This is a genomic window from Lentzea sp. NPDC054927 (assembly GCF_053610285.1).
In genome coordinates, this window is sequence record NZ_JBSGXZ010000001.1 from 588,624 (window position 1) to 602,540 (window position 13,917).

11 protein-coding genes are annotated in these 13,917 nt (G+C 69.9%); 6 read left to right on the top strand and 5 right to left on the bottom strand.

The window, feature by feature from the left end:
* Positions 1 to 58 precede the first annotated feature (58 nt).
* Positions 59 to 3,043 (top strand): TIM-barrel domain-containing protein, encoded by a 2,985-nt coding sequence (locus tag ACWGE0_RS02760; RefSeq protein WP_452259153.1) that lies wholly within the window; start codon positions 59 to 61, stop codon positions 3,041 to 3,043.
* Here the strand turns inward: ACWGE0_RS02760 and ACWGE0_RS02765 are convergent.
* Positions 3,021 to 3,722 (bottom strand): FadR/GntR family transcriptional regulator, encoded by a 702-nt coding sequence (locus ACWGE0_RS02765; protein WP_452259154.1) that lies wholly within the window; start codon positions 3,720 to 3,722, stop codon positions 3,021 to 3,023. The genes ACWGE0_RS02760 and ACWGE0_RS02765 overlap by 23 nt on opposite strands.
* A 136-nt stretch (positions 3,723 to 3,858) precedes the next feature.
* Here ACWGE0_RS02765 and ACWGE0_RS02770 point away from each other — a divergent pair, with 136 nt between their 5' ends.
* Genes ACWGE0_RS02770 through ACWGE0_RS02780 form a run of 3 tightly spaced genes read left to right on the top strand, consistent with a single transcriptional unit; the run spans position 3,859 to position 7,878 of the window.
* Positions 3,859 to 5,145, top strand: coding sequence for an SLC13 family permease (locus tag ACWGE0_RS02770; RefSeq protein ID WP_452259155.1), 1,287 nt, complete (start codon positions 3,859 to 3,861; stop codon positions 5,143 to 5,145).
* Between the two features lie 5 nt (positions 5,146 to 5,150).
* Complete coding sequence (locus ACWGE0_RS02775; protein WP_452259156.1) at positions 5,151 to 6,554, top strand: acyl-CoA synthetase; 1,404 nt, start codon at positions 5,151 to 5,153, stop codon at positions 6,552 to 6,554.
* Positions 6,538 to 7,878 carry a carboxyl transferase domain-containing protein gene (locus ACWGE0_RS02780; protein WP_452259157.1) on the top strand — a complete coding sequence of 447 codons (1,341 nt, stop codon included), beginning with the start codon at positions 6,538 to 6,540 and terminating at the stop codon, positions 7,876 to 7,878. Before ACWGE0_RS02775 ends, ACWGE0_RS02780 begins: the two co-directional genes overlap by 17 nt.
* A 141-nt stretch (positions 7,879 to 8,019) precedes the next feature.
* Here the strand turns inward: ACWGE0_RS02780 and ACWGE0_RS02785 are convergent, their stop codons facing one another.
* On the bottom strand, positions 8,020 to 8,673 hold the full coding sequence (locus ACWGE0_RS02785) for a winged helix-turn-helix transcriptional regulator (protein ID WP_452259158.1): 654 nt from the start codon (positions 8,671 to 8,673) through the stop codon (positions 8,020 to 8,022).
* Positions 8,674 to 8,793: 120 nt separating this feature from the next.
* Here ACWGE0_RS02785 and ACWGE0_RS02790 point away from each other — a divergent pair, with 120 nt between their 5' ends.
* A complete protein-coding gene (locus ACWGE0_RS02790; protein WP_452259159.1) occupies positions 8,794 to 10,011 on the top strand; it encodes an MFS transporter in 1,218 nt (405 codons plus the stop codon).
* On the opposite strand, the gene ACWGE0_RS02795 is transcribed toward ACWGE0_RS02790, so the two are convergent.
* Positions 9,998 to 10,585 carry a helix-turn-helix domain-containing protein gene (locus tag ACWGE0_RS02795; protein WP_452259160.1) on the bottom strand — a complete coding sequence of 196 codons (588 nt, stop codon included), beginning with the start codon at positions 10,583 to 10,585 and terminating at the stop codon, positions 9,998 to 10,000. The genes ACWGE0_RS02790 and ACWGE0_RS02795 overlap by 14 nt on opposite strands.
* Positions 10,586 to 10,654: 69 nt before the next feature.
* Between ACWGE0_RS02795 and ACWGE0_RS02800 the strand changes: the two genes are divergently transcribed.
* Positions 10,655 to 11,584, top strand: coding sequence for an alpha/beta fold hydrolase (locus ACWGE0_RS02800; protein WP_452259161.1), 930 nt, complete (start codon positions 10,655 to 10,657; stop codon positions 11,582 to 11,584).
* On the opposite strand, the gene ACWGE0_RS02805 is transcribed toward ACWGE0_RS02800, so the two are convergent.
* Together ACWGE0_RS02805 and ACWGE0_RS02810 are read right to left on the bottom strand one after the other, a co-directional pair.
* A complete protein-coding gene (locus tag ACWGE0_RS02805) occupies positions 11,574 to 13,046 on the bottom strand; it encodes an amidase (protein ID WP_452259162.1) in 1,473 nt (490 codons plus the stop codon). The two genes, ACWGE0_RS02800 and ACWGE0_RS02805, sit on opposite strands and share 11 nt — an antisense overlap.
* A gap of 4 nt (positions 13,047 to 13,050) precedes the next feature.
* A complete protein-coding gene (locus tag ACWGE0_RS02810) occupies positions 13,051 to 13,917 on the bottom strand; it encodes an alpha/beta fold hydrolase (RefSeq protein WP_452259163.1) in 867 nt (288 codons plus the stop codon).

Consider the following 13,917-nt stretch of genomic DNA (forward strand, 5'->3'; position numbering starts at 1 on the left):
AGAGGTGTTCACGTACCTGAACACCTCGGAAGCCGACGGCGTCAGACGAGGAGCACGGATGCGGAAACGCGCGACAGTCGTCCCACTGCTGGCACTACTCAGCCTGATCCTGCCCGCCCCCGCGACAGCGCAACCGACCAACACGGTCGTGTCCGGGCAGGCCAGGTTCCAGATCCTCTCCCCCACCCTCGTGCGAAGCGAGTTCGCCGGGGACGGCAAGTTTGAGAACGCGGCCACTTACAACGTTGTAAATCGGAGCTTCCCCCGGACGGCCTACAGCTCGCGGGTCGAGAACGGCTGGCTCGTCATCACGACCTCGGCGATGACCTTGCGGTACCGCGTGGGTTCTGGCCCCTTCCGCGCGGACAACCTCGAACTCAGGACGGCCGGCACGACCGCGTCCCCGTGGCGGCGGGTGGTCTGTGCGACCGGGCAGCTGTGCGAGGCCGAGGACCAGCAACGGGAGGGCATGCTCGTCGCGGCCGACCATCCAGGTCACACCGGTGCGGGCTTCGTCGCCGGGTTCTCCTACGTCAACAACAGCGTCACGGTCACCATGCGCGCGGCCAGCGCTGGCAAGCACCGGCTCGTCGTGAAGTACGCGAACGGCCAGGGCGGCGACGGCAAGCACGAGAACCGCACCCTCGGCCTCAGCGTCGACGGGCAGGCAGCACGGCAGATCACGTTGCCCGCGACCACGGACTGGGGTGACTGGAGGCAGGCCGAGACCGAGATCGACCTGTCCGCCGGTGAGCACCGGGTCTCGCTGACCCGGCGGGCCGCCGATTCGGGCAATGTCAACGTTGACAGCCTTGCCCTGCTCACCGCCGGCCAGGCCTATCCCGGCGATCGGGCTCTGGACGACTGCCGGTTCGGCACCAGCTGCGAGGCGGAGAACGGCGCGCTCACCGGTGCGGCCAAGATCGCCGACGAACACGCCGGGTACGCCGGCACCGGGTTCGTCGCCGAGCTGGTCGGCGGCACGCGGTTGCGCCAGCCGGTGAGCGGAGTGCCGGCCGCGGGCACCTATCCGGTGGTTCTGCGGTACGCCAACGGGGTTGGGGGCGACGGCAAGCACGAGCCGCGCACGGTCTTCCTCAACGGGCAGGCGGTCACGTTGCCGGTGACGGCGAACTGGGCGACGTGGGCCACCACGACCGCGCAGATCTCGTTGCCCGCGGGCACTTCCGACCTCACCGTCACGTGTCCGGCCACCGGGTGCCACGTCAACCTCGACACCATCGGGATCAACAACTCGACCCAGCACCTGGCGCTCGGCGGCTACCGGCGTTCGCTGGACGGCTACACCGGCACCAACGGGGACCCCCGCCTCTACCCGGGGCTGATGTACCGCGACGGCTGGTACCTGCTGGACGACACGAGTTCTGCCTACACCAACGGCACTCCACGGCCGGACCGCGGCGCACAGCCGTACCAAGACGGTTATGTGTTCGGCTACGGCCAGAACTACAAGACCGCGCTGGGTGATCTGGCGACGTTGACCGGCGGGCCGAAGTTGTTGCCGCGCTGGGCTTACGGCGTCTGGTACTCGGAGTACATCGACCGGACGGCCGCGGACTACCGCGACCGGATCCTGCCCGCGTTCCGCCAGCACGGTGTGCCGCTGGACGTCCTGGTGGTCGACACCGACTTCAAGGCGCGCAACACGTGGAACGGCTGGCAGATGGACCAGGCGAAGTTCCCCGACCCGCAGGGGTTCCTGGACTGGGTGCACAGCGAGGGCATGCACAGCACGCTCAACATCCACCCGAGCATCCAGGGCACCGACCCGGACTTCACGAAGGCGCAGGCGACCGCGAAGGGCAAGCTGGCCAAGGGATCCTGCGCGGACTGCTACGTGTTCGACTGGGCCGACCCGGACCAGCTGCGCGCGTACGTGGAGCTGCACCAGAAGATGCCCACCGACTTCTGGTGGCTCGACTGGTGTTGTGACGGCTCGGGATCGTCGATGCGCGGGGTCACGGCGGACACGTGGATCAACGAGCAGTACGCGAAGATGGGCGCGTTCGCGTTCTCCCGCGGGTTCGGTTCACTCCAGGCCGGTGGCTACAGCGGCTCCGGACCGCTGCAGACCGGACCGTGGGCGGAGAAGCGCACCACGCTGCACTTCACCGGCGACACCTCGTCGACGTGGGGCGCGATGAAGGGGACCATCGGCTACACCTCGGCCGAGGGCGTGTCGACCGGGATGTCCTCGATCAGCCACGACATCGGCGGCCACAACGACACCACCGGAATTCGCGGATCCGAGACCTATCTCGACAACGGCCAGCTGCGGTACACCACCAAGCTGCCGGACGACCTGTACGCGCGGTGGGTGCAGCTGGGCGCGTTCCAGCCGATCACCCGCCTGCACAGCAACCACGGCGACCGCCTGCCGTGGCAGTACGGTCAGGCCGCGCAGGCGTCCGCGACGAAGTTCCTGAACCTGCGGGAACGCCTGGTGCCGTACATCTACACGTTGGCGGAGCAAGCGAACCGGACCGGCGTGCCGGTCGTGCGTCCGGCGTACCTGGAGTACCCGTCCAGCCCGGAGGCGTACTCCACTGTGGACAGCCAGTTCCTGCTCGGGCCGGACGTGCTGGTCGCGCCGATCACCACGCCCGGCGACACCGGCTCGACGCGGGTGTGGTTCCCGCCCGGCCAGTGGACCGACTACTTCACCGGGCAGGTCTACCAGGGCAACACCTGGGCGACCGTGAGCGCGGGCCTGGACACCATGCCGGTGTTCATGCGTGCCGGCGGGATGCTGGTCGAGCGCACCGACAACGTCACCAACGACGTGCGGAACCCGACCGGCTCGCTGACCGTGCACGTGACGGCCGGTGCACGTGGCGAGTTCACGCTGTACGAGGACAAGGGGCGCACGCGCATCCAGCAGTTCGGCGACACGATCGTCGTGCTGTCCACCAAGGTGTCCAAACGCGACTGGAAGTTCGTCGTCCACAAGGCGGACGGGTCCAGCCACGTCGTCAACGCTCACAACACGCCGGCGGTGGTCAGTCTTCGGGCACCCAGGTGAGCAGTCGCACCTTCGCGACGGTGCGGACGTGCTTGCGCATCGCGGCGGCGGCCTTCTTCTGGTCGCCCGCCGCGATGGCCTCGTAGATCGCGGTGTGCTGAGCGAGCGAACGGGACGGGCGGCCGGGCTGGCGCAGCGACTCCGTGCGGCTCTCGGTGATCTGGCCGGCGATCGCCTTCATGAAGTCGGCGAGCAGTGAGCTGTGCGCGGCCGCCGTGACAGCGGCGTGGAAGCGGCGATCCCCTTCCACGCCGTTCTCGCCCTCGGCGATCTCGTCGCGCATGAAGTCCAGGGCCAGCCGGATGTCCTCCAGCTCGGCGTCGGTGCGGCGTTCGGCGGCGAGTTCGGCCAGCTTGGTCTCGAGGGCCTCGCGGGCCTCCAGCACCTCGGGGAGGCGCTTGCGGCGCTCGACGAGCTGCTCGACCGGTTCCACGTCGAGGGTGTCGCGCACCAGGTAGGTGCCGCCGCCGTGCCGGGCCTCGACCAGGCCCTGGACCTCCAGGACCACGATCGCCTGCTTCACCGACGCACGGCTCACACCGAGGTTCGCGGCGAGGTCGCGTTCGGGCGGCAGCTTGTCGCCCGCCTTCAGCCCCGCCTCGCTGACGTGCGCGCGCAGGCGTTCGAGCACCTGCTCGTACAGGCGGGACTTCACCATCGGCCGCAGTGCCTCGGTCATCTGCCCAGGATAACCGGTCAAGTGGCTCAGCCACTAGGCCACCTCTTGACAGCTGGTGGACAGTGGGCGGAAAGTGGCTGAGCCACTCGGCCACTGTGCCAGCCACCAAGGACAATCCCAACGACGGGAGCCCCTGATGTCCGCCGAACTGATCTCGATACTCGTGCTGGTCGTGGTGTTCGTGATCGCCACGACCAGGTCGATCAACATGGGAGCACTGGCGTTCGCCGCGGCCTTCGGGGTCGGCACGCTGGTCGCGGACATGAAGGCCGACGACATCTTCAAAGGCTTCCCCGGCTCGTTGTTCGTCGTGCTGGTCGGCGTGACGTTCCTGTTCGCCATCGCCCGCGCCAACGGCACCACGGACTGGCTGGTGCACGCGGCGATCCGGCTGGTGGGCGGGCGGATCGCGTTGATGCCGTGGGTCATGTTCGCCATCACCGGCGTGCTGACCGCGATCGGTGCGGTGAGCCCGGCCGCCGTCGCCATCGTGGCGCCGATCGCGATGGGGTTCGCCGCCAAGTACAAGATCAACCCACTCCTGATGGGCGTCATGGTCGTGCACGGCGCGCAGGCCGGCGGGTTCTCCCCCATCAGCATCTACGGCACGATCGTGAACGGCATCGTGGCCAAGGAAGGCCTGCCGGGCAACGAGATCGTGCTGTTCCTGGCCAGTCTCGTGGTGAACCTGCTGATCGCGGTCGTGGTGTTCGTGGTGCTGGGCGGCATGAAGCTGGCCCGGCAACCTCTCGACGCGCCCGCACTGGTCCGCACCGGCAGCGGTGGCTCGAGCGAGAACGAACCCGAGGAAGAAGAACGGGTTTCGCTGACAACGCCGCGCATCGCCACCCTCGTCGGACTGGCCGCGCTCGTGGTGGCCGCGCTGGTGTTCGACCTCGACGTCGGCCTCGCCGCGATCACGGTGGCCGTGCTGCTCAGCGTGGTGTGGCCGGAGACGAGCAAGCAGGCGATCACCCAGATCACCTGGCCGACCGTGCTGCTGATCTGCGGCATCCTCACCTACGTCGCCGTGCTGCAGACGATGGGCACGATCAAGTGGGCGGGCGACTCGGTCGCGAGCGTCGGCGCTCCCCTGATCGCCGCGCTGCTGATCTGCTACATCGGCGCGATCGTGTCCGCGTTCGCCTCGTCGGTCGGCATCATGGGCGCGCTCATCCCGCTGGCCGTGCCGTTCCTGCTGCAGGGTGACGTCAGCTCGGTCGGCCTGATCGCGGCCCTCGCGGTGTCCGCGACCGTCGTCGACGTGAGCCCGTTCTCCACCAACGGCGCGCTGGTGCTGGCCGGTGCGCAGGACGTCGATCGCGACAAGTTCTTCAAGCAGCTCATGGTCTATGGCGGAATCATGGTCGCGGCAGCGCCGCCGCTGGTCTGGCTCGCCCTCGTCGTCCCCGGAATCTGGTGAGCCCGATGTTCCCCTTGTCCTCCGATCGCGTCGCACTCCGCTTCGGCGACCGCGTGCTGACCCACACCGAACTGGCCTCCTGCGCCGGAGCCCTGGCGCAGCAGCTGTCCGGGCTGCCGCGGGTGGCGATCTGGGCCACGCCGACCATCGAGACCTGCGTCGCCGTGGTCGCCGCGCTGCTCGCCGGGGTGCCCGCGGTGCCGATCAACCCGAAGGTCGGCGAACGCGAACTCGCGCACATCGTGGCCGACAGCGCTCCAGCGAACGTGCTCGCGGCACCCGGTGCCCAGCTGCCGTCCGGTCTGCAGTCGGTCCCACGCAGGGACGTCACGCTCGACGGAGGCGCCTTCGAGCCGTTCGCCGAGCCCGGCGGCGAAGCGCCCGCGTTGATCGTCTACACCTCGGGCACCACGGGTTCCCCGAAGGGCGTCGTGCTGCCGCGCCGGGCGATCGTGTCCACTTTGGACGCGGTGGCCGAGGCGTGGCAGTGGACCTCCGACGACGTCCTGGTGCACGCGCTCCCGTTGTTCCACGTGCACGGGTTGATCCTCGGTGTGCTCGGCCCGTTGCGCCGCGGTGGCACGCTGTGGCACCTCGGCAAGTTCTCGACGGCCGAGCTCACGCGAGCGTTGGACGGCGACGGCACGATGATGTTCGGCGTGCCGACCATGTACCACCGCATCGCCGAGGAGGTCGGCGAGAACGCGGACCTCAGTGCCGCGCTGGGCAAGGCCCGGCTGCTGGTGTCGGGCTCCGCGGCGTTGCCCGTGCGCGACCACGAACGCATCGCCGCGGCCACCGGTCAACGCGTGGTCGAGCGCTACGGCATGACCGAGACGCTGATGAACACCAGCGTGCGCGCGGACGCCGAACGCCGGCCCGGCGCGGTCGGCGTGCCGTTGCCAGGGGTCGAGGTCCGCCTGGTCGGCGACGACGGCGGTGTGCTGGACGAAACCGGTGCCGTGGGCGAGATCCAGGTGCGCGGGCCGAACCTGTTCACCGAGTACCTCAACCGGCCGGACGCCACCGCCGAGGCCTTCGCGGACGGCTGGTTCCGCACCGGCGACGTCGGCACCCGCGATCCCGACGGCTACTACCGCATCGTCGGGCGCAAGGCGACGGACATCATCAAGAGCGGTGGGTACAAGATCGGCGCGGGCGAGATCGAGAACGCCCTGCTCGAACACCCGGCGGTCGCCGAGGTGGCGGTGACCGGCGAGCCCGACGACGACCTGGGCGAGCGGATCATCGCCTGGGTCGTGCGGGCCGGTGAGGTACCCGCCGACGAGCTGGTCGACCACGTCGCCCGGCTGCTCACCCCGCACAAGCGGCCGCGGGTCGTGCGGTTCGTCGAGTCGTTGCCGCGCAACGACATGGGCAAGGTGATGAAGCGTGCCCTCCGGACGTGAACCGGCCAGGGCGGTGATCGATCTGGTCGCGTCGGGGTTCGCGGAGCTGCCCGACGTTCCGGTGTCGTCCACAGTGGATGGTCCGCTGGGCTGGCACGGGTACGACCTCGCGGTGGCACAGGCGTCTGAGCGCACCGGCGAGCGCGAGTCCGTCGTCTGCGGCGTCGCGGAGATCGGCGGTGTCACGGCCGTGGTGGTGGCGTTCGAGTTCGGCTTCCTCGGCGGTTCCCTGGGAACCCGCACCGGTGCCCGCATCGAGCAGGCGTTCACGCACGCCCGCGAACTGCGCCTGCCGGTGGTGTCCCTGGTCGCGACCGGCGGCAGCCGCATGCAGGAGGGCACCCCGGCCCTGATGCAGCTCCCGCGCATCGCGCGCCAGATCGCGTTGACCCGCGAGGCAGGCCTGCCGCACGTCGCCGTCCTGCGCGACCCCACCACCGGCGGCGGCTGGGCCACGCTCGGCGCGGGCGCGGACGTCGTGCTGGGGCTGCGAGGCGCACAGGTTGGGTTCGCCGGATCACGGGTCCGCCCGCCCGGTTACTCGGTGACGCACCAGTTCGCGGCCGGTCTGGTGGACCAGCTCGTGCCACCGGACGAGCTGCGCGAGCGGCTGGAACGGTGGCTGAAGCTGCTCACCACACCCTCGGACGAACCCGCCCCGGTGCCAACGGCGTTGGGCGCGAAGACGGTTCCGGAGACCGGGTGGGACGCGGTGCTGCGCGCTCGTGCGCCGAGCCGTCCGCGTGCCGAGGTGTACCTGGCCGCGTACTTCGACTGGCACGAACCGATCAACGGAGACCGCGCGGGCGGCGTCGACCCCGGCGTGCTGTGCGGGTTCGGACATCGTGACGGCAGGACCATCGCGTATGCGGCCCAACGCGGCACGGCCACCCGGCCAGCGGGTTTCCGCACGGCCGCGCGCCTGGTCAGGCTGGCCGACCGGCTAGGCATCCCGGTGCTGACGCTCGTGGACACACCGGGTGCCGCCAACGACGCGGCGGCGGAGAAGTCCGGGATCGGCGCGGCCATCGCGGACATGTTCACCGCGATCGCCGCCGCACGTGTGCCGGTGACGACGCTGCTGATCGGCGAGGGCGGATCCGGTGGCGCACTGGCGTTCGCCGCACCGGACCGGATGTGGGTGACGCCCGACAGCTACCTCGCGGTGATCTCGCCCGAGCTGGCGGCGGCGATCCTGAAGCGCGACCCGTCGCAGGTGCGGGCGACCGCGGACCAGTTGCGGCTGCGGCCGCAGGACCTGGTCGAGCTCGGGGTCGCCCAAGGGATCGTCGACGACGTAACGCTGCTCATCCCGCACCGTTGATGTGGTCATGTCCGCGAGAGGCGACCGCCGAGTGACCGCAACGCTGCTCCTCGGCCTGGTGCTGGCCGGCCGCACCGAACCCGTCGTCGTTCCCCGAGCTCAAGCTGAAGGTGGAGTCGGTCAGCGGAGACACCGCGACAGCTAAGCGGCCCGTGGCACGGTGAACACCCGCACGAACGTGTCGAGCAGCTTCTTGCGGCCGCTCAGATCCACCAGCCCGTCCCTGACCATGGTCATGATCCCCCGGTAGGAGGTCGGCGCGTCGTCGGCGAAGTGGGCGGTGATGGTCAGGTCGGGTGTGACCGGGGCGGGGCCGAGGCCGGTGGTGAGTTCGCCTGAGGTGATCACGGCGTGCACCACGACGTCGCGGACGTGGATCTCCCAGCAGGCGGTCAGCCCGGCGGCCTGGGACGGCTGGAAGACGGCGCGCAGGTTCAGCACCATGCCTTCCGGTGAGACCACGTCGCCAGGTTGTGGCTCGCCGAGTTGGGCGGCGCCCCAGCGGGCCAGGGCGAGCACGGCCGGTTCCAGTTCGCGGCCGACCGCGGTCAGGGCGTAGACGACGCCGCGTTGCGGGGCCGGGGCCACCTGGCGTTCCACGATGCCTGCCTGTTCCAGCTCCTTGAGCCGGGTTGCCAGCACATTGGTCGGGATGCCCGCCAGGCCGGTCTGCAGCTCTGTGTAGCGACGCGGCCGGATGACGAGGTTGCGCACGATCAGCAACGCCCACCGCTCGCCCACCAGCTCCAGCGCGCGGGCGAGACCGCAGTACTGGCCGAAGTCACGTCGCTTCACGCACTCAGCGTAGCAAGCTTGCGAACGAGTAGCCAATGGCGTAATCGGAAGCACACTTGCAAAAACGAAGTGAACAGGTTTACCGTCGTTGCCCTCGACCTCGAACGTGAAGGAAGTGCGATGACCGCGCTGCTAGAACGCACCAATACGGCCTCGCGCTGGCCGTTCCTGTCACGTGGTGTCGGCTTCGCGGGCATCTCGGCGGCGATGGTCGTGATCCTCGTGGCGGCTGGGGCGCCGACGCCGTTGCTGCCCATCTACCAGCACCAGTGGGGATTCCAGCCGTGGGTGCTGACGCTGGCGTTCGGCATCTACGCGTTCTCGCTGCTGGTCTCGATCCTGGTGATCGGGTCGCTGTCCGACCACATCGGACGGAGGCCGCTGATGATCGGCGCCCTGGCGATCGACCTGGTGGCCATGCTGATGTTCCTCGCGGCGCCGTCGATCGGCTGGGTCATCGCCGCGCGGATCGTGCAGGGTGTCGCCACCGGCGCGGCGTCGAGCTCGCTCAGCGCGGCCGTGGTCGAGCTCGCGCCTGAGCGGTTCAAGAAGCTCGGCGCCCAGATGACCAGCATGGCGCCGCTCGCGGGGCTGGCGATCGGCGCGCTCTTCGCGGGTGTGCTGGCCGAGTTCGCGACCGACGCGCCGTTCGCGGTGTGGCTCGTGCTCGCCGTGGTGATCGCTGCCCTGACCGTCTTCGCGGTGTTCACGCCGGAGACCGCTACGCGCAAGCCGGGCGCGGTGGCCTCGCTGAACCCGCGCATCTCACTTCCCGGTCAGGTGCGCAGGCTGTACTGGACGACGGTGCCCGGGATCGTCGGCGGGTTCATGACGATGACGCTGTTCATGGGACTGGTGCCCGCGCTGCTGGTGGCGGTGTTCAAGGTGGACAGTCCGATCCTCGGATCGCTGCTAGCGGCGTTCGCCCTCGCGACCGCGACCGCCGGCTCGGCGCTCACGAGCCGGTTTCGCCCGCCGTCACTGAGGATCGCCGGCATGAGCGCGATGATCGTCGGCGCCGTTCTGTTCATCGGCAGCATCGGCGCCACCTCGCTGACGCTGCTCTGGGCCGCCGCGATCATCGGCGGCGGCGGGATCGGCGTCTCGTTCGCCGGCACCACCCGAGGGCTCGTGCCGGAGGTCGCGCCACACGAACGCGCGGGGCTGTTCACCGCGATCTTCTTCGTCGGCTACCTCGCCATGGGCAGCTCGGCGATCATCGCGGGACTGTTCATCGGTGTCGCGGGCGCGGTGTCCACGGCGACGGGTTTCGGTGTCGTCATCGCGGTCGTGGCGCTGATCGGCGTGGTCGCGGCCGCCCGGCTCAACCGGAGCTGACGCGGTCGGCGTGGATGTGCGTGCGCATGCCTTGTGGGTCGAACAGGATGACCAGCTCGACCGCGCCGCCGTCCGCGCTGCCCAGCCAGTGCGGTGACGACGTGTCGAACTCCGCCGCCTCGCCGGCGGACACCGTCAGGTCGAGGTCGTCGAGCACCAGCCGCAGCCGTCCGTTGAGGACGTACAGCCACTCGAACCCGTCGTGGGTCTGCAACGTGGGTTCGAGTGGTTCCGGCGTGGCGGGGATGAGCATCTTGAACGCCTGCACCCCGCCCGGCCGCCGGGACAGCGGCACGAACGTCATGCCGAACCGGTGGATCGGCTTGAGGTGGATGCGGGGATCACCGGTGCGCGGGGCGCCGACGAGGTCGTCCAGCGGCACGTCGTAGGTGCGCGCCAGCGGGAGCAGCAGCTCCAGGGTGGCGCGGCGTTGCCCGCTTTCCAGCCGGGACAGGGTGCTTTCCGAGATTCCGGTCGTCGTCGCGAGGTCGGCGAGCGTGATGCCGCGATGACGCCGCAACGCACGCAGGCGCGGACCTACCCCGTCGAGCACTTCTTCCGTTTCGCGGTTCACGAGCCGCCATCTTGCCAGGGCGGCAAGTTTTCGTGCCAGATCTGCCGCCCTCCGGCCAGGGTGGGAGTCATGAAACGCAAGACAGCGCCCCTCCTCATCGCGCTCCTGCTCGCCATCGGCGGCTGCTCGACGACGCCGGCGATCCACGGCTTTCAGCACGAGTACACCGAGGTCAACGGCGTCCGCATGCATTACGTGACGGGCGGCAGCGGCTCGCCGGTCGTGTTGCTGCACGGCTGGCCGCAGACCTGGTACGGCTGGTGGCCGATCATGCCCGCGCTCGCCGAACGCCACACCGTCTACGCGCTCGACCTGCCGGGCCTCGGCGACAGCACCGGCACGCCCACCGGCTACGACAAGGCCACGCTGGCCCGGTACGTCCACGGGCTGACGGAGAAGCTCGGCCTGCGGAACCCCGCGATCGTCGGGCACGACCTCGGCGCCGCCGTCGCCTTCCAGTACGCCAGCCAGTTCCCGTCCGACACCGCCCGGCTGGGGTACCTCGACCTGCCGTTGCCGGGACCTGGGATCGACGGCGCGACCTACCGGAAACTGAGCTGGCACATCGCTTTCCACTCCCAGCGCGAGGTCCCCGAGGCCGTGGTGGGCGACGACGTGCGCGAGTACCTGAAGCTGTTCTACCCGCAGGTCTCCTTCAACGGCACGGCTTTCGGCGGAACCTCGACGCGGTCACCGTTCTCCGACGAGGAGATCGACGAGTACACGCGGACCTACAGCAAGCCGGAGGTCCTCAAAGGCGGCTTCGAGCTGTACCGCGCTCTCGACCAGGACGTCAGGGACACCGTGGCGGCGTCCCCGGTGCGGGTCCCAACTCTGGTGATGGCCGCCCAGGGGCAGGCTCAGACGATCCAGGGCACAGCGGCACCGCGGATGACGAACATCGTGCGAGCGCTGGACGTGCCGAACGCGGGGCACTGGCTGGTCGAGGAGAACCCTCGGTTCGTCACCGCGGAGCTGCTGCGGTTCCTCAGCGAATGACCGGCACCCGGTCCGCCCACGGCAGCGCGTCCTCGAGCTGGGCCGCCAGCCGGATCAGCAGCGACTCCCCCGCGAGCGGCGCCACGAACTGGACGCCGAGCGGCAGCCCGTCCGCCGTCCAGTGCAGCGGCAACGACAGCGCGGGCCGGCCGGTGATGTTCGCCAGCTGCGTGTAGGGCACCCAGCCGAGGTTGTCGGAGATCATGTCGTCGACGAGCTTGGTGTGCTTGAGGAACCGCGCGGTGCCGGTCTTGAGCAGCACGTCGGTCGCCCGCTGCAACGACACCGGCAGGTCGAACGCGCCGACCTTGGGCGGTGGAGTCGCCAGCGTCGGCGTCAGCAGCAGGTCGTAGGACTCGAAGTACGTGCTCAACCGGCGGGTGTGCTCGTGCCGCCGCTGGACGGCGTCCACGTAGTCGACGCTGCTCGTGGCCCGTCCCAGCGCGGCCATGAGCAGCGTGTCGCGCTCGAAGGCGATGTCCGGCGCGCCCGTCAGCCGCTTGGCGTCGGCGACCTTCCAGGCGAGGTTCACGAACCACGTGAGCAGGAAGTCCTTGGCGAGCGCGGCATCGTCGAACGGCGCCTCTGGCAGTTCCTCGACCTCGTGGCCCAGCTCGGTCAGCACCCGCACCGCCGACTCGACGGCCGCGTACGCCTCGGCGTGCGGTTTCGGGTTGATCGCGGACGGCACCCGGACGCCGATCCGCAGCTTGCCGGGCGCTTCACCGACGCAGGACGCGAACGACGCCGACGGCATGGCGGGCGAGTACGGCCCGGCCAGTTCACCGCCGCAGATGACGTCGAGCATCGCGGCCGTGTCGCGCACGGTCCTCGACACCACGCCCTGCACCGCCGCGCCGTGCATCATCTCGGCGGTCTCCGGGCCGAACGGGGTGAGCCCGCGTCCCGGCTTGAGCCCGACGAGTCCGCAGCACGCGGCCGGGATCCGGGTCGAGCCACCACCGTCGTTCGCACCGGCGCAGGGCACGATCCCGGCAGCGACCGCCGCGGCCGATCCGCCCGACGAACCACCGGGCGTGCGTTCGAGATCCCACGGATTGCGCGCGGGACCCCAGACGGTCGACTCGCTGATCGCCTTCGCACCGAACTCCGGCAGGTTGGTCTTGCCGAAGATCACCAGGCCGGCGTCGATCCAGCGCTGGACGACGGTCGAGTGCTCGGCGACCCGGTGCGCCTGCAGCGACCGCGACCCGTTCGAGGTCGGCAGGCCCGCGTAGTCCTGGCCCAGGTCCTTGATCAGGAACGGCACGCCGGCGAACGGCCCGGTGAGGTCGTCCAGCGACTCGACGGGCACGTCCCGGACGATCGCGTTGAGCTTCGGGTTCACCGCCTCGGCGCGTTCCCTCGCCACCGCGAGAAGTTCTGCCGCGGACACCTGCTTGTCCGCGACGAGCTGCGCCAGCCCGGTGGCGTCGTGCTTCCGGTACTCGTCGAAGTCCACGCGCTCAAGGTAGCCGCTCGACGACCCCGAAGACGGTTTCGCGCACGACGGCGGGGTTCTCCTGCGGGATGAGGTGCCCGGTGTCCTCGACCACGATCATCTTGCCGCGCGGGACGGCGGCCATCAGGTCGGCCGCCCACTGGTTGAGCTTCGGCCGCCACTCGGCCATGCCCCGCTCGACCAGACCCGCCTGCAGGCACACCGTCGGCACGTCCGGCGTGCCCTTGTCCTGCAGGCGACGCATCACGGGCAGCGCGGACGCGATCTGCCGCGCCTCCCGGCTGCCCGCCCGCATCGCCCTGGCGCTCGCGTAGTCGCGGATCATGATCGCCACGTCGGCCTCGGCGATCTCCGGCGAGACGCCGTTGCGGAACGTCAGCTTCCTGATCAGCCCCTTGCCGCCGACGCGGGCCAGCAGCCCCAGCAGCGAGAAGAAGCGGGCCGCGAGCTTGGCGTTCCTGGTCGACATCACCTCGGCGAGGGTCGAGTCGACGAACACCATCCCCGCGACCCGCTCCGGGTGGCGGTCGGCGAACAGCCTGATGATCGGCCCGCCCCAGCTGTGCCCGACGAGCACCACCGGCTTCGTTTCCGGTGCGAGCACGGCGGTCAGGTCGTCCACGATCCGGTCGAGCGTGCGATCGTGCGGGTCCTCGTCGCTGCCGCCGTAGCCCGCGCGGTCGTAGGACAACGTGCGGTAGCGGGCGCTGACCTCGCGCTGGGTGTGGATCCACGACGATCCGGGCGCGCTCATCCCCGCCTCGAACACGACCAGCGGCCCGTCCCCCTCCCCCGCCACCACGGTCCGGAGCTTCCGGCCGTCGGGCAGGGTGACGACCTTCTCGATCAGGCCGGGTCCGGGAACGGGCAT